The sequence below is a fragment of the Azospirillum sp. TSH58 genome (assembly GCF_003119115.1).
GTDB lineage: Bacteria > Pseudomonadota > Alphaproteobacteria > Azospirillales > Azospirillaceae > Azospirillum.
This window is the reverse complement of sequence record NZ_CP022366.1, coordinates 108,131-128,307: the sequence shown is the minus strand read 5'-3', so window position 1 is coordinate 128,307 and position 20,177 is coordinate 108,131. Positions and strand designations below refer to the sequence as shown.

The 20,177-nt window shown below is 69.2% G+C and carries 14 protein-coding genes; 5 read left to right on the top strand and 9 right to left on the bottom strand.

What is annotated here, in order from left to right:
• Positions 1–168: 168 nt before the first annotated feature.
• The 5 genes from TSH58p_RS19215 to pyk all read right to left on the bottom strand — a co-directional run bounded on the left by TSH58p_RS19215 (position 169) and on the right by pyk (position 5,386).
• On the bottom strand, positions 169–927 hold the full coding sequence (locus tag TSH58p_RS19215) for a GntR family transcriptional regulator (RefSeq protein WP_109072219.1): 759 nt from the start codon (positions 925–927) through the stop codon (positions 169–171).
• Between the two features lie 75 nt (positions 928–1,002).
• Positions 1,003–1,950, bottom strand: coding sequence for a DMT family transporter (locus TSH58p_RS19210; RefSeq protein WP_109072218.1), 948 nt, complete (start codon positions 1,948–1,950; stop codon positions 1,003–1,005).
• Between the two features lie 134 nt (positions 1,951–2,084).
• The gene (locus tag TSH58p_RS19205; protein ID WP_109072217.1) at positions 2,085–2,987 is read right to left on the bottom strand and encodes a formate/nitrite transporter family protein; all 903 of its coding nucleotides are present in this window, start codon (positions 2,985–2,987) and stop codon (positions 2,085–2,087) included.
• Positions 2,988–3,015: 28 nt separating this feature from the next.
• Complete coding sequence (gene pflA / locus TSH58p_RS19200; protein WP_109072216.1) at positions 3,016–3,795, bottom strand: pyruvate formate-lyase-activating protein; 780 nt, start codon at positions 3,793–3,795, stop codon at positions 3,016–3,018.
• A gap of 67 nt (positions 3,796–3,862) precedes the next feature.
• Positions 3,863–5,386, bottom strand: a complete 1,524-nt coding sequence (gene pyk / locus TSH58p_RS19195) for a pyruvate kinase (RefSeq protein WP_109072215.1) — start codon at positions 5,384–5,386, stop codon at positions 3,863–3,865.
• Positions 5,387–5,897: 511 nt separating this feature from the next.
• Between pyk and TSH58p_RS19190 the strand changes: the two genes are divergently transcribed.
• Positions 5,898–8,441, top strand: a complete 2,544-nt coding sequence (locus TSH58p_RS19190) for an HWE histidine kinase domain-containing protein (RefSeq protein ID WP_109072214.1) — start codon at positions 5,898–5,900, stop codon at positions 8,439–8,441.
• A 252-nt stretch (positions 8,442–8,693) separates the two neighbouring features.
• Here TSH58p_RS19190 and TSH58p_RS19185 read toward each other — a convergent pair whose 3' ends face one another.
• The 3 genes from TSH58p_RS19185 to TSH58p_RS19175 form a co-directional block, all read right to left on the bottom strand.
• On the bottom strand, positions 8,694–11,459 hold the full coding sequence (locus TSH58p_RS19185; protein WP_109072213.1) for an ATP-binding protein: 2,766 nt from the start codon (positions 11,457–11,459) through the stop codon (positions 8,694–8,696).
• 144 nt (positions 11,460–11,603) lie between these two features.
• Entirely contained in the window at positions 11,604–12,257 is a 654-nt protein-coding gene (locus TSH58p_RS19180; protein WP_247874260.1) for a TetR/AcrR family transcriptional regulator, read from the bottom strand.
• 246 nt (positions 12,258–12,503) lie between these two features.
• The gene (locus tag TSH58p_RS19175; protein WP_109072211.1) at positions 12,504–13,229 is read right to left on the bottom strand and encodes a TetR/AcrR family transcriptional regulator; all 726 of its coding nucleotides are present in this window, start codon (positions 13,227–13,229) and stop codon (positions 12,504–12,506) included.
• 206 nt (positions 13,230–13,435) lie between these two features.
• Here TSH58p_RS19175 and TSH58p_RS19170 point away from each other — a divergent pair, with 206 nt between their 5' ends.
• The 4 genes from TSH58p_RS19170 to TSH58p_RS19155 all read left to right on the top strand — a co-directional run bounded on the left by TSH58p_RS19170 (position 13,436) and on the right by TSH58p_RS19155 (position 18,852).
• Positions 13,436–14,620: an efflux RND transporter periplasmic adaptor subunit gene (locus tag TSH58p_RS19170; RefSeq protein ID WP_109072210.1), complete on the top strand. Its 1,185-nt coding sequence runs from the start codon at positions 13,436–13,438 to the stop codon at positions 14,618–14,620.
• Positions 14,621–14,636: 16 nt separating this feature from the next.
• Positions 14,637–17,789: an efflux RND transporter permease subunit gene (locus TSH58p_RS19165; protein WP_109072209.1), complete on the top strand. Its 3,153-nt coding sequence runs from the start codon at positions 14,637–14,639 to the stop codon at positions 17,787–17,789.
• 176 nt (positions 17,790–17,965) lie between these two features.
• Entirely contained in the window at positions 17,966–18,400 is a 435-nt protein-coding gene (locus TSH58p_RS19160; protein WP_109072208.1) for an antitoxin Xre/MbcA/ParS toxin-binding domain-containing protein, read from the top strand.
• On the top strand, positions 18,397–18,852 hold the full coding sequence (locus tag TSH58p_RS19155) for an RES family NAD+ phosphorylase (RefSeq protein WP_109072207.1): 456 nt from the start codon (positions 18,397–18,399) through the stop codon (positions 18,850–18,852). The genes TSH58p_RS19160 and TSH58p_RS19155 overlap by 4 nt, the downstream gene beginning before the upstream one ends.
• A gap of 142 nt (positions 18,853–18,994) precedes the next feature.
• Here TSH58p_RS19155 and TSH58p_RS19150 read toward each other — a convergent pair whose 3' ends face one another.
• Positions 18,995–19,831 carry a MurR/RpiR family transcriptional regulator gene (locus TSH58p_RS19150; protein ID WP_109072206.1) on the bottom strand — a complete coding sequence of 279 codons (837 nt, stop codon included), beginning with the start codon at positions 19,829–19,831 and terminating at the stop codon, positions 18,995–18,997.
• Between the last annotated feature and the right edge of the window lie 346 nt (positions 19,832–20,177).

Below are 20,177 nucleotides of genomic sequence, written 5' to 3'. Positions count from 1 at the left end.
CGTTCTTCCGCGCGGCCTTCCGTCAGTTGTCCGGTGAGCGGAGACGCCGGTTGTTCAAGTCGGCGTCAGGTCCCGCTGGGCTAGTTATATTAATATATCAGCTATCGAGGCAAGCACAAAACGGGGGGCGGAACGCGCGACGCCAAAATGTCGCAAGCCGGGTGGGGATTAAAGCCGGGGCGGGGTTTGACGCCCCGCGGCGGTGGGCGCGTCGGTGAAGTAAAGCGGTGCGGCGGCGCGCAGTTCGTCGATGGCCAGCCGCAACCCGTCGAGATGGGCGCCGAGCGCCAGGACGCTCGCCTCGCGGTCGTGGGCGGCGATGGCCTCCACGATGGCGTCGTGCTCGGCGATGACCTTCGCCATCTGGCCGGGGACGGGCAGGGTCAGGCGCCGGCAGCGGTCGACCTGCACCTTCACCTGCTCCACCAGCGCCCAGAAGCCGGGGAATCCGGCGATCTCGGCGAGCAGGGCGTGGAAGCTCTCGTCGGCCTCGTGGAAGCCGTCGCGGTCGCAGGCGGCGCAAAGGTCGCGCTGCATCTCCAGCGCCGCGCGAAGCTGAGCGATGTCGCCAGCGTTGGCGCGGACGGCGGCCATCCGCACGGTGGCCTCCTCCAGCGCCTTGCGGATCACCCCGGCCTCCGGCAGGGCGGCGACCGGGATCAGGGACACATAGGTGCCGGACTGCGGGAAGACGTCGATCAGCCCCTCGTCGGCCAGCCGCAGCACCGCCTCGTGCACGGGGGTGCGGCTGACGCCGTAGGCCTGGGCGATCCGGGCCTCGGCGATGGGCTCGCCGGGTCGTCGGCGCATCCCCAGGATGTCGTTCCGCAGATCGCGGTAGATGGGAGAGGCGGAGCGCGGCGCGGGCCGGACCGTGGCAAGCCGGCGCTGCCGCGGCGGGGCGGCGGTGAGGGAATCCGATGGCATGAGCCACCTCGTCGGGCGGGCGGGTCGCGCGGACAGTGAGCCGGCGCCCCGCAGGAAACCATGAAAGCTAATATATTAGTGTTTGCGGCCGGTGCTGAGTGGCAAATCGTGGGACAGGGCGGGCGAAGTGTCGCAGGTCCCCGCCTCGGCCCGGCGGCGCGTCTCGCGGATCAGGATCAAGAGGCCGCTGGCGATGACGATGGCGGCCCCGGCGAGCACATGAGTTCCCGGCCAGTCGCCCCAGAACAGCCAGCCGAACAGGCAGGCCCAGAGGATTCCGGCGTAGTTGAACGGGCTGATGACCGCCGCCGGGGCCAGGGCGTAGGCGCGGGTGGCGAAATACTGGGCGCCGCCGCCGACCAGCCCCATCGCCGCCATCAGCGCGAAGCCCTCCGCCGTCGGCATCGTCCAGACGAAGGGCAGGGCGAAGGCGCTGAGCAGCGTGGAGAAGGCGGTGAAGTAGAAGACGGTGGTGACCGGCGCCTCCGTCCGCCCCAGCTGCCGCATCGCCATCATGGCGAAGGCGTAGGCGACGGCGGCGCTCAGCCCGACCAGCGCGCCGGTGTTCAGCATGCCGCTTCCCGGCTGCACGATGACCAGCACCCCGGCGAAGCCCACCGCCACCGCCCCCCAGCGGTAGGGGCCGACCCGCTCCCCCAGCACCGGCACCGACAGCGCGGTCAGGAACAGCGGGGCGGAGAAGGACAGCGCCACCGCGTCGGCCATCGGCATCAGATGATAGGAGAGGAACAGCAGGACCATCGAGGTCAGGCCAATCGCCGCCCGCCAGAAATGGCCGCCCAGATGCTCCGTGCGCAGGCTGCGCCAGCCGCCGGCGCGGGCCAGCATGGCGGCGGCGGGCAGCAGGGCGAAGGCGTTGCGGAAGAAGGTCACCTCGGCCAGCGGGTAGTCCGCCGCGAGATGCTTCGCCAGAGCGTTCAGCACCGCGTAGAGGAACACCGCCAGCAGCATGGAGACGATGCCGCTGCGCGCCTGGAGATGGCTGGGGATGGGCTGGGCCATGGTTGCCCCGGGGGGTGAGGGAATGGGTTGACCTTGCCCCCACCCCGGCCCTCCCCCGCTTTCGCAGGGGAGGGAGAAAGATCCCCTCCCTTGCGAAGCGGGGGAGGGCCGGGGTGGGGGCAAAACGTCTGCCTTCAATGCGCCGTGCGGCGGCTCGGGCGGCGGTAGATGAACCAGTAGACGGCGCCGACCAGCACCGCTCCGCCGAACCAGTTGCCCAGCGTCACCGCGGCGAGGTTCAGCAGGAACTGCCCCACCGGGATGACCGGCGCGGCCCGTCCCAGATCGGCCCAGAAGGAGGCCGGGGCGCCCCATTCGATCAGCAGGCCCAGCGGCACGAAATACATGTTGGCGACGCAGTGCTCGAAACCGGCGGCGACGAAGGCGCTGACCGGGAAGACGATCGCCATGATCTTGTCGGTCACGCTGCGCGCGCCGAGCGCCAGCCACACCGCGAGGCAGACCAGGACGTTGCACAGGATGCCCAGGAAGAAGGCCTGTCCGGCGGGCAGCCCCGCCTTGGCGGTGGCGAAGTAGAGCGCCGAGGCGCCCACCGCCCCATGGCCGAAGGCGTATTGCCCGGACAGGAAGACCAGCAGCGCCGTGCCGGCGGCGCCGACGAAGTTGCCGAGCCACACCATGGTCCAGACCTGGAGCATCCGCCCGGTCCTCACCCGCCCGCTGGCCCAGGCCATGACCATCAGCGCGTCGCCGGTGAAGAGCTGCGCGCCGCCGACGATGACCAGGATCAGCCCCAGCGAGAAGACCAGACCGCCAAGCAGCCGGGTCACCCCGTAGGGCAGCATGCCCTCCGCCCCCGACATGGCGACGGTGGCGAACAGCCCGCCCAGCGCGATGAAGGCGCCGGCCAGGACGGCCAGGGCGAACAGCGTCGCGGCGTCGTAATTGGCCTTCTTGACGCCCAGATTCTCCGCCGTGAGCGCGATGGCGTCGGGCATCAGCGCGTCCAGGGAGGACGCGGGCGGGGCGGCAGGGGAGGCGACCGGGGAGGCCTCCGGAAGGGAATGCGTGTCCATGGGATTGCTCCTCATTTCATACGGCGTCTCACACGGCCTTGAGGCCCTGCGTCCGGAAGATGCCGCGCACCCGCTCGGTCAGCTCCGGCGGGGGAGGTTCGGTGTTGGCCAGCGCGTAGGGCAGGCCGAGCTGCTTCCATTTGAACTCGCCCATCTTGTGGAAGGGCAGGATGTCCACCCGCTCCACCACCTCCAGGCCGGCGGCGAATTCCGCCAGCCCTTCGATCTCGTCGAGATGGTCGGTCAGGCCGGGAACCAGCACGTAGCGCAGCCAGATCGGCTTGCGCAGCGCGGACAGCCGCTCGGCGAACTCCAGGGTCGGGCGCAGCGGCACGCCGGTGACGGCGCGGTAGGTCGATTCCTTGAACGCCTTGATGTCCAGCAGCACCAGATCGACGTCGGCCAGCAGATGGTCGTCGGCGTGGCTGCCGAGGAAACCCGAGGTGTCGAGCGCGGTGTGCAGGCCGAGCTGCTTGGCGCCGCGGTAGATGGCCGCGCAGAATTCCGGCTGGACCAGCGGCTCGCCGCCGCTGATGGTCAGGCCGCCATGGGCGCGGTGCAGGAAATCGGCGTAGGTGGCGATGTCGGCCAGCACGTCGGAGGACTGGGCCGGCGACCCGTCATGCATGTGGCGGGTGTCGGGATTGTGGCAGTACTGGCAGCGCAGCGGGCATCCGGCCAGGAACAGGACGTAGCGCAGACCCGGCCCATCGACCGTTCCGCCCGTCTCCACCGAATGGACCCAGCCGCGGACCGATGCGCCCGTCCCGGCGGCGTGCGCGGGGTGGGGGGTAATCGGGCTGAGCATGAGGCACCTCGTGAATGGGCGCCGGTGCCCGCTTCATTGCGGCACCGGCGCTGTGTGCCATCCTATGTCACGCCCCGGCGTCGGCCATGACCGGGGTCAATTGATCTGACCGGGATTCCTGCGCGTTTTGCGTGTAACCGCCCGACGGAAGGACGGGCCGCTCCACCCAGGCGATGCGCAGGATGTTGGTCGAGCCCGGCATGCCGAAGGGCACGCCCGCGGTGATGACCAGCCGCTGCCCGTCCTCCGCCAGACCGTGGGCGTAGGCGATGCGGGTCGCCTTGTGCACCATGTCGGAGAAGTTCTGGATGTCCTCGGTCAGCACGCTGTGCACGCCGTAGGCCAGCACCAGTCGGCGCGAGGCGGCGACGGTCGCGGTCAGGCAGAGGATCGGCACCTCCGGCCGCTCGCGGGCGGCGCGCAGGGTGGTCGAACCGCTGGTGGTGTAGGTGACGATGGCCGCCGCGTGGATGGTGTGGGCGACCTGCCGCGCCGCCGCGGTGATGGCGTCGGCCGCCGTCTCCTGCGGGTCGGCGTGCTGGGCGTCCATCATGGTGCGGTAAAGGTCGTCATGCTCGACCCGGCGGGCGATGCGGTCCATCATCGACACCGCCTCGACCGGGTAGGCGCCCGACGCGGTCTCCGCCGACAGCATCACCGCGTCGGCCCCGTCGAAGACGGCGGTGGCGACGTCCGACGCCTCGGCGCGGGTGGGGGCCGGGGCTCCGATCATCGATTCGAGCATCTGGGTGGCGACGATCACCGGCTTGCCGGCCTTGCGCGCCTCGCGGATGATGCGCTTCTGGATGCTCGGCACGTCCTCCGGCGGCATCTCCACGCCGAGATCGCCGCGGGCGACCATGACGCCGTCCGACAGCTCGACGATGCGCTCCAGATGCTGGATGGCCAGCGGCTTCTCCAGCTTGGACATCAGGGCGGCGCGCCCGGCGATCAGCTTGCGCGCCTCCGCCACGTCCTCGGGCCGCTGCACGAAGGACAAGGCCACCCAGTCCACCTCCTGCTCCAGCGCGAAGACGAGGTCGGCGCGGTCCTTCGTGGTCAGGGGCGACAGCGGCAGCAGCACGTCGGGCACGTTCACGCCCTTGCGGTCGGACAGCTTCGTTCCGGCCACGACGACGGTGTCGGCGTGGTCCGGGCTGCAATCGACGATGCGCAGCCTCACCTTGCCGTCGTCGAGCAGCAGGTCAGTGTCGGGGCGCAGGGCGGCGAAGATCTCCGGATGGGGCATGCCGACGCGCGTCGCGTCGCCCGGCTCGGTGGAGAGGTCGAGGCGGAAGGGCTGGCCCACCGTCAGCTCCACCGAACCGGCGGCGAAGCGGCCGAGCCGCAGCTTCGGCCCCTGTAGGTCGGCCATGATGGCGATGGGCCGCTCCAGCTCGCGCTCCAGGGCGCGGATGGCGCGCACGCGGGCGCCGTGGTCGTCGTGCGAGCCGTGGCTGAAGTTCAGGCGGAAGACGTCCACGCCCGCCTCGAACAGCGAGCGGATCATCTCCGGCGAGGAGGAGGACGGACCCAGCGTGGCGACGATCTTCGTCTGCCGGAAGCGGCGGATCGGGGTGGTGGCGGTCATATCGAAACGGGCTCCGCAAAAGAGGGCGGGGACGGCGCGCGCGGCGCGCGGGCGTTCATCGGTAAGACCGCCGCGCCAGAGCCGGCGTGACGGTGCGGCGCGCGGCGGTCGGTGCGGTTCTCGGGGATGCGCTCGCGGCAGGGGCGGGCCTGGGCCGGCCGGGCTGCGCGTCTGTCCTTCACAAAATAAAATACTAGTATATCAGATTGAAAGGCAAGCCCGTTTCGCAGGGCGGAGCCGCCTTTCGGCCAAAATGCCGCAGGGGATCATTGGGTGGAATGGCCGATGGAGGGGTCGGTGGCGTAAGGCTTTCCGCCGAGAGGGGCAACGTTGGACCCGCTTCGATTTTGGATTATTTTAGGGACGCGACGTGCTTTAAGACCACTTCGGTGTGTTGGCATGGAATAAGCCAAAGGATCGGCAAATCATCGACCCGTCCGGATGCGCGGAACAGGTTTGAGGAGCGCCGGAACAATGACGATGGTGGCCGAATGACGGGAGCGGTGCGGCAATGATCGGTGGCGTAGACTTGAGCAATTGCGACCGGGAGCCGATCCATCTCGTCGGGTCCATCCAACCGAGCGGATTTCTGATCGCGCTGTCGACCGACTGGATCGTCAAGCACGCCTCGTCCAACATCGGGGCGTGGCTGGGTGTGGAGCCCGACGCGCTGCTTGGGCTTCCCCTGGCCGAGGTGATGGACGAGGAGGCGCTGCACGCCATCCGCGGGCGGCTTCAGCTCTCCCTGATCAACGGGTCGGTGGAGCGCGCCTTCCGGGTGACGCTGTCGCCCGGCGCGCTGCCGCTGGATGTCGCGGTCCATCTGTCCGGCCAGTCGATCATCGTCGAGGCGGAGCCGAGCGAGACGGACAGCGAGTTGGACGTCGGCTCGATGGTCCGCGCGATGATCGGACGCCTCCAGCGCACCCCCGACTTCGACTCCTGCTGCCGCGAGGCGGCGCGGCAACTGCGGTCGCTGACCGGCTTCGACCGGGTGATGATCTACCGCTTCGACCGCGACGGCGCGGGGGAGGTGATCGCCGAATCCGCGGTGCGCGGCATGCCTTCCTACCTGGGGCTGCGCTACCCGGCGTCGGACATCCCGAAGCAGGCCCGCGCGCTGTACGAGCGGAACTGGCTGCGCTGCATCAACGATGTGGACGCCCCGCCCGCGGCCATCCTGCCGCCCATCGGGCCGGAGGGCGAACCGCTCGACCTGTCGATGAGCGTCCTGCGCAGCGTGTCGCCCATCCATTGCGAGTATCTGCGCAACATGGGCGTCACGGCCTCGCTGTCGGTGTCGATCCTGCGCCGGGGCAAGCTGTGGGGCCTGTTCGCCTGCCACAACATGGTGCCGCGGCGCCTGTCGCTGGAGCGGCGCACGGCGGCGGAGCTGTACGGCCAGATGTTCTCCTTCCTTCTGGAGGGCGTGGAACGCGACCGGGAGGAGGCCTACGAGGCCAAGGCGCGCCTGCTCCACACCCGCATCATGGCGGTGATGGCGGACGGCGCCTCCTCCATGGAGAATTTGGAGCGGCTGCGCGGCGAGGTCGGCCATTACATCCGCAGCGACGGCTTCGCCATCGTGCTGGGCGGCCAGACCCTTCTGGACGGCAGCACCCCGACGCCGGAGGAACTGCTCGGGCTGGTGCGCATGCTCAACCGCACGCACGCCAGCCGCGTCTTCGCCACCAGCGAGATCGCGCAGGTCCATCAGCCGGCGCTGGATTTCGCGGAACGCGCCGCCGGCATGCTGGCCATCCCGGTATCGCGCAAGCCGCGCGACTACATCATCTTCTTCCGTCGGGAATCGGTCCGCACCGTCACCTGGGCCGGCAACCCGGACAAGCCCGTGGAGCCCGGCCCCAACGGGCAGCGCCTGACCCCGCGCAAGAGCTTCGAGGCGTGGAAGGAGACGGTTGTCGGCCAGTCGGAACCCTGGACGGAGGCCGACCTGCGCATCGCCGACTCCCTGCGGATCACGCTAATGGAGGTGGTGCTGCGGCTGGCCGATCAGGCGGAGGAGGAGCGCCGGACGGCCCGCGAGCGGCAGGAGCTGCTGATCGCCGAGCTGAACCACCGGGTCCGCAACATCCTCAGCCTCGTCCGCGCCCTGCTGGCCCAGAGCCGGGCCGGGGTGACCCGCGTCGAGGAGTTCGCCGAAATCGTCGGCGGGCGCATCCAGGCGCTGGCGCGGGCGCACGACCAGCTGACGGCGGAGAACTGGAAACCCTCCCCCCTGCGTCCCCTGATCGCGGCGGAGGTCGACGCCTATCTGGGCAGCCGGGCCGAGCGGGTGGTCCTGTCGGGGCCGGAGGTGCTGCTGTCGCCGCCGGCCCTGTCGGTGATGGCGCTGATCATGCACGAGCTGGTGACCAACGCCGCCAAATACGGCGCCTTCGCCGACAGCGGCGGCCGGGTGAAGGTCCATTGGAGCCTGGACGACCGGGACGCCCTGGAGCTTTGTTGGGAGGAAAGCGGCGGCCCGCCCGTGCAGGCGCCGACGCGTCAGGGCTTCGGCACCACCATCATCGAGCGCTCCGTCCCGCACGAGCTGAAGGGCGAGGCGACGGTGACCTACGCCCTGGCCGGGCTGAAGGCGCGCTTCGCCATCCCGACCATCCATGTCAGCCTGGCGCCGGAACGACCGGCGGCGGTGATCGAGGCGGCGGTGACGCCCTGCGCGGCGGCGGACGTCCCGCTGGGCGGGACGGTGCTGCTTTTGGAAGACAACATGATCATCGCCATGAGCGCGGAGGACATGCTGTTGAAATTGGGCGCCGAGCGGGTGGAGACGGTGGCGAGCGTCCGTCAGGCGCTGGTCGCCATCGCCGACGACCCGCCGGACATGGCGCTTCTCGACGTCAATCTGGGAACCGAGACCTCCTTCCCGGTGGCGGAGCGGCTGCGCGAGCTGGGCATACCCTTCCTGTTCGCCACCGGCTACGGCGAGGCCGCGATCTTTCCGGAGGAGTTCCGCGACGTGCTGATCCTGCGCAAGCCCTACGATTCGGAGCAGGTGCGGCGGGGGCTTCAGGCGGTGCGAGGTATTTAGCCGGTCGAGCCGATGTTCGGGAGTCTCGGGAGCAACAGGGTCTTCACGGATTGCACGGATTTAAGCACGGATTACACAGATTTATTTTCTGGTTTTCTCAGAGAACGCCGTTTGAGAAGCCAAAACTGAGCAAGCATTAAAGGGAATCCGTGTAATCCGTGCTTAAATCCGCGAAATCCGTGTAGAATTTGTTGTCCTCCAACAGGCCACCCCTTCCCCGTTTGCCGCCCCCACCTCGACCCGGCCGTGTCCTCACGCGGCGGTGCCGGTCTGGCGGGTCAGGGCTTCCTGGAGCAGGCGGGCGGTGACCGGCTTGAACATCACGCCGATCCCGTGCCGCTCGGCCTCCTGCATCACGTCCGGGCCGGAATCGCCGGTCAGCAGGACGGCGGGGACCGGCGTCCCGGCCAGTTCGCGGACCTTCAGGATGGCCTCGGTGCCCACCTTGTGCTCCCGCAGGCGGTAGTCGGCGACCATCACGTCGGGCCGCCGCCCCGCCGCCCGCAGCCGCTCCAGCGCCTCGTCGGTGGAGGAGGCGACGATGGTGTCGTAGCCCCAGTCCTGGAAGATCGAGCGCAGCCCCATCAGGACGATGGCGTCGTCGTCGATCAGGACGGCCAGCCGCCCGCGCTCCGGCTCGCGGGACGAAGGAGCCGGGGCCGGGCTTTCCGCGGCGTCGCCGAGCGGCACGGAGATGCGGAACACCGACCCCTTGCCGAGTTCGGAGCGCACCTCCACCGGATGGCCGAGCAGGGCCGACAGCTTCTGCACGATGGCGAGGCCGAGGCCGAGCCCCTGGTTGCGGTCCCGCTCGGGATTGCCGACCTGATAGAACTCCTCGAAGATCCAGGACATCTGCTCGCCGGAGATGCCGATTCCGGTGTCGCGCACCTGGATGCCGGCGTGGCCGTCCAGGGGGTGGCACTCCAGGCGGATCACCCCGCGCTCGGTGTAGCGGATGGCGTTCTCCACCAGATTGCGGACCATGCGCCCCAGCAGGTTGCGGTCGCTGCGCACGGTCAGGTCGTGGTGGTTGACCACCTGGAGATCCAGACCCTTGGCCGCGGCGACCGGGGCGTAGGAGGACCCGATGTCGTCGAGCAGCGGCTTGACGGGAATGTCCTCGATCCGCGGCTCGATCACCCCGGCGTCCAGTTGCGAGACGTCCAGCAGGCTGTCGAGCAGGCCCTTCAGCGTCTCCATCCCGCGTTCCAGCATCGCCAGGGCGTCGCGCCCGCGCGGGGAGTGGACATGGCTGTGCAGCGCCTCGGCGAAGAAGAACATGGACTGCATGGGCTGGCGCAGGTCGTGGCTGGCGGCGGCCAGGAAGCGGCTCTTGGAGCGGTCGGCCTGCTCCGCCGCCTCGCGGGCCATGCGGCTGTCATGCACGTCCACCGCGGTGCCGACCCAGGCGATGATCTGATCGTTCTGGCGCATCGGGTTGATCCGGCAGACGTGCCAGCGGTAGGTCCCGTCGTGGCGCTGCATGCGCACGTCGAATCCGTAGGACTCGCCCGCGGCGATGCCGCGCTCGCGGCAGTCGATCAGTCGCGGGTAGTCGGCGGGGTGGATGTAGGACCAGCGCTCCCCCTGCTCCAGGCTGCGGCCGGTGTAGGAGCGCCAGGCGGCGTTGTAGTATTCCCGGCCGCCGTCCGGCCGGTTGATCCACATCATCACCGGTGTGTTCTCGACCAGTTCGCGGAAGCGGGTCTCGCTCCGCCGCAGGGCTTCCTCGCCGGCCTTGCGCTCGGTGATGTCGGTCAGGGTGACGACGGCCAGCGTGATGCGGCAATCGGGATCGCGCACCGGCTCGGCGTCGGCCAGGCAGGTGATGGGACCGGTGGGGGTGTCGCGGCGCAGTTCCTCCTGCCGCACCACCGCGCCGTCGCGCAGGGCGCGGACCAGCGGCAACTCCGAAGACCGCTCGGGACCGCTTGTGAAGGGGCGGGGATAGTCCTCGATGCGGTCGATCCGGTCCAGCGGCTGGCCGATCAGGCGTTCCGCCGCGCTGTTGTGCAGGATCACCCGCCCGGTGGGCGCCTCGGCGACCACCACGCCGGCGCGCAGATGCTCCAGCACCGCCTTCAGCAGCGACCGTTCCGTCTCGCGCTGCCGGGTGAGGCGCCCGATGGCCCAGGCGGTCCCGGTCAGGGTCAGCAGGAGGATGAGGGAGAAGGGAAACCACGACCACAGCGCGGCCACATCGACGGTGCGCAGCGCGGCCGCCCGGTCGATCCCCACGGCGATGGCGAGGCCGCTGCCGTTGGCGCCGGGCGGCGAATAGGCGGTGACGCGGGGCACCCCGTCCAGCCCTTCGGTCAGCGCCGTCGTGGTTTCGCTGCCGCTGAGGAACAGGCCGAGCCGCTCCGGAAGCGGTTGGCCGACGATTCCCTGAAGGTCCGGCACGCGGACGAGGACGGTGCCGCCGCGGTCGGCCAGAAGGACCGTCACGTTCGGCGGCAGGGGCTTGCGCGCCTGATACTGGCGCAGCCAGTCGAGGTCGAGCAGGGCGGTGACGACCGCCGGTTCGGTCCCATCGCTTTGGTCACCGCTCTGGCTGCCGCCCCGCGCGTAGGGCAGGGCGAAGGGCAGGACGCGGAGGCGCGGCCCCTCGGTGGCGACATACTCCCCCACCGAGAAGAGGCCGGTGGAGAGGGCCTGCCGGATCTGCGGCTGGTCGGCGCTTCCGGTTCCGACGGTCCGCCGGTCGGTGGAGCACAGGACGGCCCCCGACCGGTCGGCGAAGCCCAGCGTCAGATAGCTGGGCAGGCGCTGGCGAAGCCGCTCCATCGTCTCCTGGCAGGACGGGCCGGCGATGTCCGCCTCCGCCAGCGTGGCCAGGATGTGCTCGATGTCGTCGACGATCCGCTGCTGTTCGGTCTGGATCAGGTCGAGCAGGCGCAACGCCTCCTGACCGAGTTCGGCCTCCCGCTCCGCCCGCAGCCGGGTGTGGGAATAGACCTCGAACCCGATCAGCGGGGCCAGGGTGAAGACGAGCAGGAGAAGCCAGCGGACCATGGACACGATCGACCGTCCCGGCACGAGGGCCGTTGGGATGAAGGAAGCGATCGTGTGAACCCTAACATACCGAGGTATGTTGCAACGCCTGTCCTTCGGTCCTAACGCTTTCCTGCGCCCGGCCGCGCTTGCCTCAGCCCAAGGTCAGTGCTCCGCCGTGGGACGGGCGCCCGTCAGGAAGAGGGTGACGGCCCGTCCGACGTAACGCTCCACCTCCTCCATCGAGAGGGATTGCTCCGGCAGGATCAGGCGGCGCAGCAGGATGTTGCCGGTGATCATGCCGATGAAGCCGCGGGCGGCGGCCTCCGGCTCCGCGACGGTCAGGGCGCCGGCGGCGGTCTGCCGGGCCAGATAGTCGGCCAGCCGCCGCTGGGCGGTTTCCGGGCCGATGCGGAAGAAGGCTTCGGCAATGTCGGGGATGCGTCCGCCTTCCGAGACCAGCACGCGGACGATGGCCATGGTGCGGTCGTCGAACAGCGCCGCGACGAGGTGCAGGGCGAAGCGGGTCAGCCCGTCCTCCGGCGCGGCCCGCTCGTCGGCCTGGATGGCGGCCAGCCCTTCCTGGATGCGGGCGCTGTTCTCCTCCATCATCGCGCGGAACAGCCCCTCCTTGTCGCCGAAATGCTCGTAGAGGGTGGCGCGGGAGCCGCCGGCCCGGCCGATGATGTCGGTCAGCGTGGTCTTCTCGAAGCCCTTCTCGACGAACAGCGCCGCCGCCGCGTCGAGCAGGGCCTGCCGGCGCGCCCGACCGCGCGGGCCGACCGTGGATGAGTCCTTGTCCGTTGTCCTGTCTGTCAATTCCCTGGCGTTTCCCCGGTGCATCGGTTTTTTTCCTTAGGCGCTGGCAGCGATTGCCCCCTCCCTAGCCCTCCCCCGCTTCGCAGGGGAGGGGACTGCCCCCGCTTCGCGGAAGGCACCCTCTCCCGCGAAGCGGGGGAGGGCCGGGGTGGGGGCAAGACCGCCACCAGCGCGCGCATCGTCGCGGGAGCTATGACCCGTGCCGCCCCCGCTGGCAAGACGGCAATACGCCGCTCTCCATCCTGGTCAGGGCCGCGTCCCCGCGAGGAACAACCGCACGGACTGACGGACGTAACGCTCCAACTCCTCCATCGAGACGGGCTCGTCCGGAAGGATCAGCCGCTTGGTCAGCAGGTCGCCGACCACCATGCCGATGAAGGCGTGGGCGGCTCCTTCCGGATCGTCGATGCGCAGGCGGCCGGCCTCGGACAGTTCGCGGAAACAGTCGGCGAGCCAGCCGATGGTCTTCTCCGGGCCGACCTGGAAGAAGGCCTGGGCGATGTCGGGGATGCGCCCGCCCTCCGACACCAGGATGCGCAGGATGGCGGTGGTCTCCGGCATGGTCAGCGTGCCGGCGATGTGCAGGCCGACGCGGTACAGAGTCTCCTCGAGCTCCTCGGCCATCGCCGGCGCGCCGGCGGCGCGCATCGCCGACATCTCCTCCAGCACGCGGTCGCAGTGCCGCTCCATCACCGCGCGGAACAGCCCCTCCTTGTCGCCGAAATGCTCGTAGAGCGTGGTGCGCGACCCACCGGCCTGCCGCAGGATGTCGGACAGCGAGGTCAGCGCGAATCCCTTCTCGACGAACAGCGCCGCCGCGGCGTCGAGCAGCGCCCGGCAACGCGCCTGGCCGCGCGGGCCGCAGCCGGGCGTGTCGAAGCTGTTGATGCCGAGGCCGGCGATTCCGCCCCCGGCAATTCCGCCCCCAGCAATTCCGCCATGGAACGGTGTGGATGCCCCCTTGTCGGGCATTGCGGTTCCCCCTTGCGCGAACGGTCGTTCTGAATGTATCGTCCGGTACAGTGTACTGTATGAGACAGTACGAATAAAGGGGTCATTTCGCACCGTCCGCGCCCACCGGCCCTTGCCGCCGGTCCCCGACGCCGGACGGAACGCGGGACACCCCGGGCTCATTAGGACATTTCATCGCCGCATCACGGCGTTTTCACGAGGAACGGATGTTCAACAGGAACGCATTTCTCTCTCTTGCCGTGGCGGCCTCCCTGACCGTGGTGCTGGGCGCCTGCCAGGACAAGAAGCACGCCGCCGGGGGGCAGCCGGCGCCCGGCCCGGCGGAGGTCGCGGTGGCGACCATCCAGCCGCAGAGCCTGTCCGTCACCACCGAACTGCCGGGCCGCACCGCGGCCTTCCGCGTGGCGGAGATCCGCCCGCAGGTCAGCGGCATCGTGCTGAAGCGCTTCTTCACCGAGGGCAGCGACGTCAAGGCGGGCGACCAGCTCTACCAGATCGACCCGGCCACCTACGAGGCCAACCTCGCCGTCGCCCAGGCCGACATCCAGAAGGCGGAGGCCAATCTGCAGGCCGCCCGCAACAAGGCGGCCCGCTACAACGACCTCGTCAAGAACAGCGTCGTCAGCAAGCAGGACTACGACGACGCCATGGCCGCGCTGAAGCAGAACGAGGCGCAGCTCGCCGCCGCCAGGGCCGCCCACAATCTGGCGCGCATCAACCTGGACTACACCAAGGTCTTCGCCCCCATCTCCGGCCGCATCGGCAAGTCCGCCGTGACGGAAGGCGCGCTGGTCACCGCCAACCAGGCGACGGCGCTCGCCACCGTCCAGCAGCTCGACCCGATCTATGTGGACGTGACCCAGACCGCCTCGCAGCTCATGCAGCTTCGCCAGGACATGGAGAGCGGGCGCATCCGCCCGGCCGAGCCCGGCAAGATCCCGGTCTCGCTGTTCCTGCACGCGGCGGAGGCCCCTTATCCCCAGCGCGGCGAGCTTCAGTTCTCCGACGTGTCGGTCGATCCGGGCACCAGCTCCGTCCAGCTCCGCGCGGTGTTCCCGAACCCGAACCTGAATTTGCTGCCCGGCCTGTTCGTGCGCGCCCGCGTCGAGCAGGGGGTGGCCGAGAACGCGCTGGCCGTGCCGCAGGAGGCGGTCCAGCGCGGTCCGGACGGCTCGGCGCGCGTCTGGGTGGTCGGCGACGACAACAAGGTCAACCCGCGCACCATCAAGACCGAGCGGGCGATCAACAACGCCTGGCTGGTCTCCGACGGCCTGAAGGCGGGCGAGCGCATCGTGGTCGAGGGGCTCCAGAAGGTGAAGCCGGGGGGCGAGGTGAAGCCGGTGGCGGCGCAGAGCGCCGTGGCGGCCCTGCCCGGCCCGCAGGCGCGCTGAGACCGAGGACCGATCCATGTCGAAATTCTTCATCGACCGGCCCGTCTTCGCCTGGGTCATCGCCATCGTCATCATGCTGGCGGGCGGTCTGGCGATCCTGGGCCTGCCCGTCGAGCAGTACCCGAAGATCGCCCCGCCGACGGTGTCCATCACCGCCAGCTATCCCGGCGCGTCCGCGAAGACGCTGGAGGACACGGTCACCCAGGTCATCGAGCAGAAGATGACCGGGCTCGACCACTTCCGCTACATGTCCTCGAACAGCGATTCGTCGGGCAACGTCACCATCACCCTGACCTTCGAGCCGGAGGCCAACCCGGACATCGCCCAGGTCCAGGTGCAGAACAAGCTCCAGCTCGCCGTGCCGCTCCTGCCGCAGGAGGTGCAGCAGCGCGGCCTCCAGGTGTCGAAGGCCGGCAACGACTTCCTGATGGTCGCCGGCTTCGTGTCCAGCGACGGGCGGCTGACCCAGGGCGACATCGCCGACTATGTGGCCTCCAACCTCCAGGACACGATCAGCCGCGTCGAGGGCGTGGGCGACATCACCGTGTTCGGTCCGCAGCACGCCATGCGGATCTGGCTGGACCCCGACGCGCTGAACAGCCACCAGCTCACCACCATCGACGTCACCAACGCCATCAAGGCGGAGAACGCGCAGGTGTCGGCGGGCCAGCTCGGCGGCGCCCCGGCGGTGCCCGGCCAGCGCATCAACGCCACCATCATGGCGCAGTCGCGCATGCAGACGCCGGAGGAGTTCGGCGCCATCCTGCTGCGCGTCAACCCCGACGGCGGGCAGGTGCGGCTGCGCGACGTCGCGCGCATCGAGATCGGGCAGGAAACCTACGAGATCACCGCCCGCTACAACGGCAAGCCGGCGGCGGGCCTGGGCGTCAAGCTGGCGACCGGGGCCAACGCGCTGGACACCGCCGCCGCCGTGAAGGCGCGCATCGCGGAGCTGTCGGCCTTCTTCCCCGAAGGGCTGGAGGTCATCTACCCCTACGACACGACGCCCTTCGTCGAGCTGTCGATCCACGAGGTCATCAAGACGCTGATCGAGGCGATCATCCTCGTGTTCGCCGTGATGTACCTCTTCCTTCAGAACTTCCGGGCGACGCTGATCCCGACCATCGCGGTTCCCGTGGTGCTTCTCGGCACCTTCGGGGTGCTGTCGCTGTTCGGCTTCTCGATCAACACGCTGACCATGTTCGGCATGGTGCTGGCCATCGGCTTGCTGGTCGACGACGCCATCGTGGTGGTGGAGAACGTCGAGCGCGTGATGAGCGAGGACGGGCTGCCCCCGCGCGAGGCGACCCGCAAGTCGATGGGCCAGATCACCGGCGCGCTGATCGGCATCGCCCTGGTGCTGTCCGCCGTGTTCGTCCCCATGGCCTTCTTCGGCGGCTCCGCCGGGGCCATCTACCGCCAGTTCTCGCTGACCATCGTGTCGGCGATGGCGCTGTCGGTGCTGGTCGCCCTGGTGCTGACCCCGGCGCTCTGCGCCACCATCCTGAAGCCGGTGGCGAAGGGCCACGGCCACGCCAAGCGCGGCTTCTTCGGCCTGTTCAACCGCGGCTTCGACGCCAGCAGCCGGGTCTATCTGCGCGGCGTGCGCGGGGCGGTGTCGCGGCTCGGGCGCTACGGCATCGCCTACGCGCTGATCGTCGGCGGCCTGGCCTACCTGTTCCTCCAGATGCCCTCCTCCTTCCTGCCGCAGGAGGACCGCGGGACCATGTTCGTGCTGTGGTCGGCCCCGCCGAACGCCAGCATCGAGCGCACGCTGGAGACCACCAAGCAGGTCGAGACCTATTTCCTGGAGAAGGAGAAGGACAGCGTCGAGGGCCTGTTCACCATCGCCGGCTTCAACTTCGCGGGCCGCGGCCAGAACGCCGGCATGGCCTTCGTCCGGCTGCGCGACTGGAGCGAGCGCGAGTCCGCCGACCGCAAGCCGACGGCCATCGCCGGGCGCGCCATGGGCGCCCTGTCGAAGGCCAAGGACGCGGTGGTCTTCGCCTTCATGCCGCCCTCGGTTCCGGGGCTCGGCAACGCCACCGGCTTCGACCTTCAGCTGGTGGATCGCGGCGGCGTCGGGCACGACCGGCTGATGCAGGCGCGCAACCAGCTGCTGGGTCTGGCGGGGCAGAACCCCAAGCTGGTCGGCGTCCGCCCGAACGGCCTGGAGGACACGCCGCAGTTCAAGCTGACGGTGGACCGCGAGAAGGCCAGCGCGCTGGGCCTGTCGCTGACCGACATCAACACCACCCTGACGGCGGCGTGGGGCTCCTCCTACGTCAACGACTTCATCGACCGGGGGCGCGTGAAGCGCGTCTATCTCCAGGCCGACGCGCCCTACCGCATGCAGCCGAGCGACGTCGACCGCTGGTACGTGCGCAACGGCATGGGGCAGATGGTGCCCTTCTCCGCCTTCACCACGGCGCAATGGACCTACGGGTCGCCGAAGCTGGAGCGCTACAACGGCATGTCCTCGCTCAACATCCAGGGCTCCGCGGCGCCGGGCATCAGCTCCGGCGAGGCGATGCAGGAGATGGAGGCGATGATGGCCAAGCTCCCGCCGGGCGTCGGCTATGAATGGACCGGCCTGTCCTACGAGGAGCGGTTGAGCGGGTCGCAGGCCCCGGCGCTCTACGCCCTGTCCATGCTGATCGTCTTCCTCTGCCTGGCCGCGCTCTACGAGAGCTGGTCGGTGCCGGTGTCGGTCATCCTGGTGGTGCCGCTGGGCGTCATCGGCGCCGTGCTCGCCGCCACGCTGCGCGGCCTGCCCAGCGACGTCTACTTCCAGGTGGGCCTGCTGACGACGATCGGTTTGTCGGCGAAGAACGCCATCCTGATCGTGGAGTTCGCCAAGGCGCTGTACGACGAGGGCATGGAGTTGAAGGACGCCGCCATCGAGGCGTGCCGCCAGCGCCTGCGCCCGATCATCATGACCTCGCTGGCCTTCGTGCTGGGCGTTCTGCCGCTGGCGACCAGCAGCGGCGCCGGCTCGGAAAGCCAGAACGCCATCGGCGTCGGCGTGATGGGCGGCATGATCTCCGCCACCGTGCTGGCGATCCTCTTCGTCCCGGTCTTCTTCGTCGCGGTCTACCGCCTGTTCGGCAGCAAGCGCGCCGGCGCCCAACCCCTGCAGGGTGCCGAGCCGGTGCACGCCGGAGACTGACGGTTCGGCTGCGGCTGGAAGCGGAAGGCCCGGTCCCGGAAACGGGGCCGGGCTTTTTGCTGGTTCTGTCTTCTTGGCCCTGCTTTGGTGGGCAAGTTTTGTGGGTTGTGCTTTGTCCTTGCCGGGGGGATCATCCAGCCTCATATTTCCGTCATATGATACCGTATGGAGGGACCATGATCCGCGCGGAAATGGTGGCCGAGGTTCTGGGTGGAGAGCGGCTGATCGGGCGTCCCGTCCATTCGCTGGCCGATCTCAGCGATGCCGTTGACGAGGGACTGCCCAAGTCGACGCTCGGCACCGTCGTCAAGCGCGTCACCCGCGATCCCCGGCATCGCCGCTCCATCATGTACGGCATCGTGCCGGAGGCCACCTACAAGCGGCGCCGTGATCGGCTGAGCCGGGATGAGAGCGAGCGGACGGAGCGCTTGGCCCGCATCACCGCCCACGCGCTGAACGTTTGGGGTGTGGAGGCGGACGCCCAGGATTTCCTGGCGGCGCCGCACCCGATGCTGGGCGGTCGCACGCCGGTGGAGGCGGCGGTGACGGACCTTGGGGCGCGGCAGGTCGAACAGATCCTCGCGGCCATCGAATATGGGCTTCCCGTGTGATCGCCTTCCGGATTGCCGGTGCCAACCATCCGGTGTTCGACGGAACCGGTGCCGAGTTGCACGGCGGGCGTTGGAACTCGCGCGGGCGCCGGGTGATCTATGGTGGCGAGTCCTTCGCCATCTGCATGCTGGAGCGGCTGGTCTACACCGCCATCGGCCGCGCTCCGGTCAGTGACCGTTTCGTTTCGATGGCCATTCCGGACGATGTCGTCGAAACCGTCGATCCGGCCCATGTGCCCGGCTGGGACGAGCCCGGCTGTGCGGCGGCGGGCGCCTACGGCGACCGGTGGTTCGACGAGGGTCGTACCGCGGTTCTTCTGGTGCCGTCCGCCGTCACGGCGATCGACCGCAACATCATCATAAACCAGCGCCATCCTGACGCCGCACGCATCGCCGTTTCCGCGGAGCAGCCGGTGCGGTGGGACCCGCGCCTGTTCTCCCGTCCCCGTTGAAGCGGATTGCAATCCGCTTTGGGCCGCTTTGGGCCGCTTTGGGCCGCGACGGCTGTTCCGAAAACCATCGATCCGCGGCGAAACGGCGCATGCTGTGCGCCCCCGCCCGGAGCGGCTTGCCCTTAAACTAATATACTAGTATTTATTGTTCCCGGGGGTGGCGGCTGAGCGCCAGCTTGTGGCGGTCCAGCCGCTCCCGCAGGGCGTCGCCTTTGCGCAGCGCCACGGCAATCGACAGTATGTCGCCGAGGACCAGATGGCTGATGCGCGACGTCATGGGCGAGTGGATGTCGAAGTCTTCCGCGACGTCGGCGAGCAGGCTGACCGTGGCGAGCTGCGCCAGCGGCGAGCCGGAGCGGGTGATGGCGACGACCGTGGCCCCGGCGGACAGCGCGTTCTGCACAGCCTCCAGCATGTCGCGGGTGCCGCCCGAGCTGGACACCGCGACCACCGCGTCGCCGGGGGCGAGCGACAGGGCCGACACGAAATAGACGTGGGCGTCGCTGTAGGCGACCGTGGGGATGCCCAGCCGGAAGAAGCGGCGCTGGATGTCCTGCGCCACCGTGCCGGAATTGCCGGAGCCGTAGAACTCGATCCGCCGCGCCCCGGCCAGAAGGTCGGCAGCGCGGTCCACCGATTCCGCCGACAGGTTGTTGCGCACCTGCATCAGGGTCGCCAGGGTGCGGTCGAACACCTTGCCCGCGATGCCCGCCGCCCGGTCGTCCGGGTTGACCTCCTGGTCGATGAAGGGCATGCCGGCCGCGATGTCCTGCGCCAGCTTGATCTTGAATTCGCGGAAGCCGCTGCAGCCCAGGGCGGAGCAGAAGCGGGCGATGGTCGGCTCGCTGACTCCGGCGCGTTCGGCCATGTCGGCCATCGACAGGGTGATGACCTCGCCCGGCTGGGCCAGCACGCAGTCCGCCAGCTTCCGTTCCGAAGGACGGAGCCCGTCGCGCACCGCCATGATCCTCGCCAGCATCGGCCTGTCCCTCTGTTCCGTCCGTCCGCCATCGTAGCACGGATAGTAAAACTACATCGTGCGATAGAAGGGCGCTATCGGCAGCGCTGTCCCACATACCGGGACCGCCGACGATGCGGCGTTCCGTCACAGTAACTTCATCAAAGAACGTTGAAATTCAACCGCTTTTGCCTTGCGCGCCGCTCCGTTCCGGTTTATGTAGCAAAACTACAAAATGACGTTCGGCCCTGCCGGCTTCACAGCCCGATGCCGCTTCACCGCCTCCCGCCCCGCGCTGGGTCCGGCGGTCTTCCGACCCCTCCACTGGGGGGCCTCCAGGGTCGATCAGCGACGCGGCGCGTGCCGC

What these genes read in the sequence shown, in the direction of transcription:
- TSH58p_RS19215 (WP_109072219.1), bottom strand. Translation starts at nt 927, where the DNA reads ATGCCATCGGATTCCCTCACCGCCGCCCCGCCGCGGCAGCGCCGGCTT.
- TSH58p_RS19210 (WP_109072218.1), bottom strand. Translation starts at nt 1,950, where the DNA reads ATGGCCCAGCCCATCCCCAGCCATCTCCAGGCGCGCAGCGGCATCGTC.
- TSH58p_RS19205 (WP_109072217.1), bottom strand. Translation starts at nt 2,987, where the DNA reads ATGGACACGCATTCCCTTCCGGAGGCCTCCCCGGTCGCCTCCCCTGCC.
- pflA (WP_109072216.1), bottom strand. Translation starts at nt 3,795, where the DNA reads ATGCTCAGCCCGATTACCCCCCACCCCGCGCACGCCGCCGGGACGGGC.
- pyk (WP_109072215.1), bottom strand. Translation starts at nt 5,386, where the DNA reads ATGACCGCCACCACCCCGATCCGCCGCTTCCGGCAGACGAAGATCGTC.
- TSH58p_RS19190 (WP_109072214.1), top strand. Translation starts at nt 5,898, where the DNA reads ATGATCGGTGGCGTAGACTTGAGCAATTGCGACCGGGAGCCGATCCAT.
- TSH58p_RS19185 (WP_109072213.1), bottom strand. Translation starts at nt 11,459, where the DNA reads ATGGTCCGCTGGCTTCTCCTGCTCGTCTTCACCCTGGCCCCGCTGATC.
- TSH58p_RS19175 (WP_109072211.1), bottom strand. Translation starts at nt 13,229, where the DNA reads ATGCCCGACAAGGGGGCATCCACACCGTTCCATGGCGGAATTGCTGGG.
- TSH58p_RS19170 (WP_109072210.1), top strand. Translation starts at nt 13,436, where the DNA reads ATGTTCAACAGGAACGCATTTCTCTCTCTTGCCGTGGCGGCCTCCCTG.
- TSH58p_RS19165 (WP_109072209.1), top strand. Translation starts at nt 14,637, where the DNA reads ATGTCGAAATTCTTCATCGACCGGCCCGTCTTCGCCTGGGTCATCGCC.
- TSH58p_RS19160 (WP_109072208.1), top strand. Translation starts at nt 17,966, where the DNA reads ATGATCCGCGCGGAAATGGTGGCCGAGGTTCTGGGTGGAGAGCGGCTG.
- TSH58p_RS19150 (WP_109072206.1), bottom strand. Translation starts at nt 19,831, where the DNA reads ATGCTGGCGAGGATCATGGCGGTGCGCGACGGGCTCCGTCCTTCGGAA.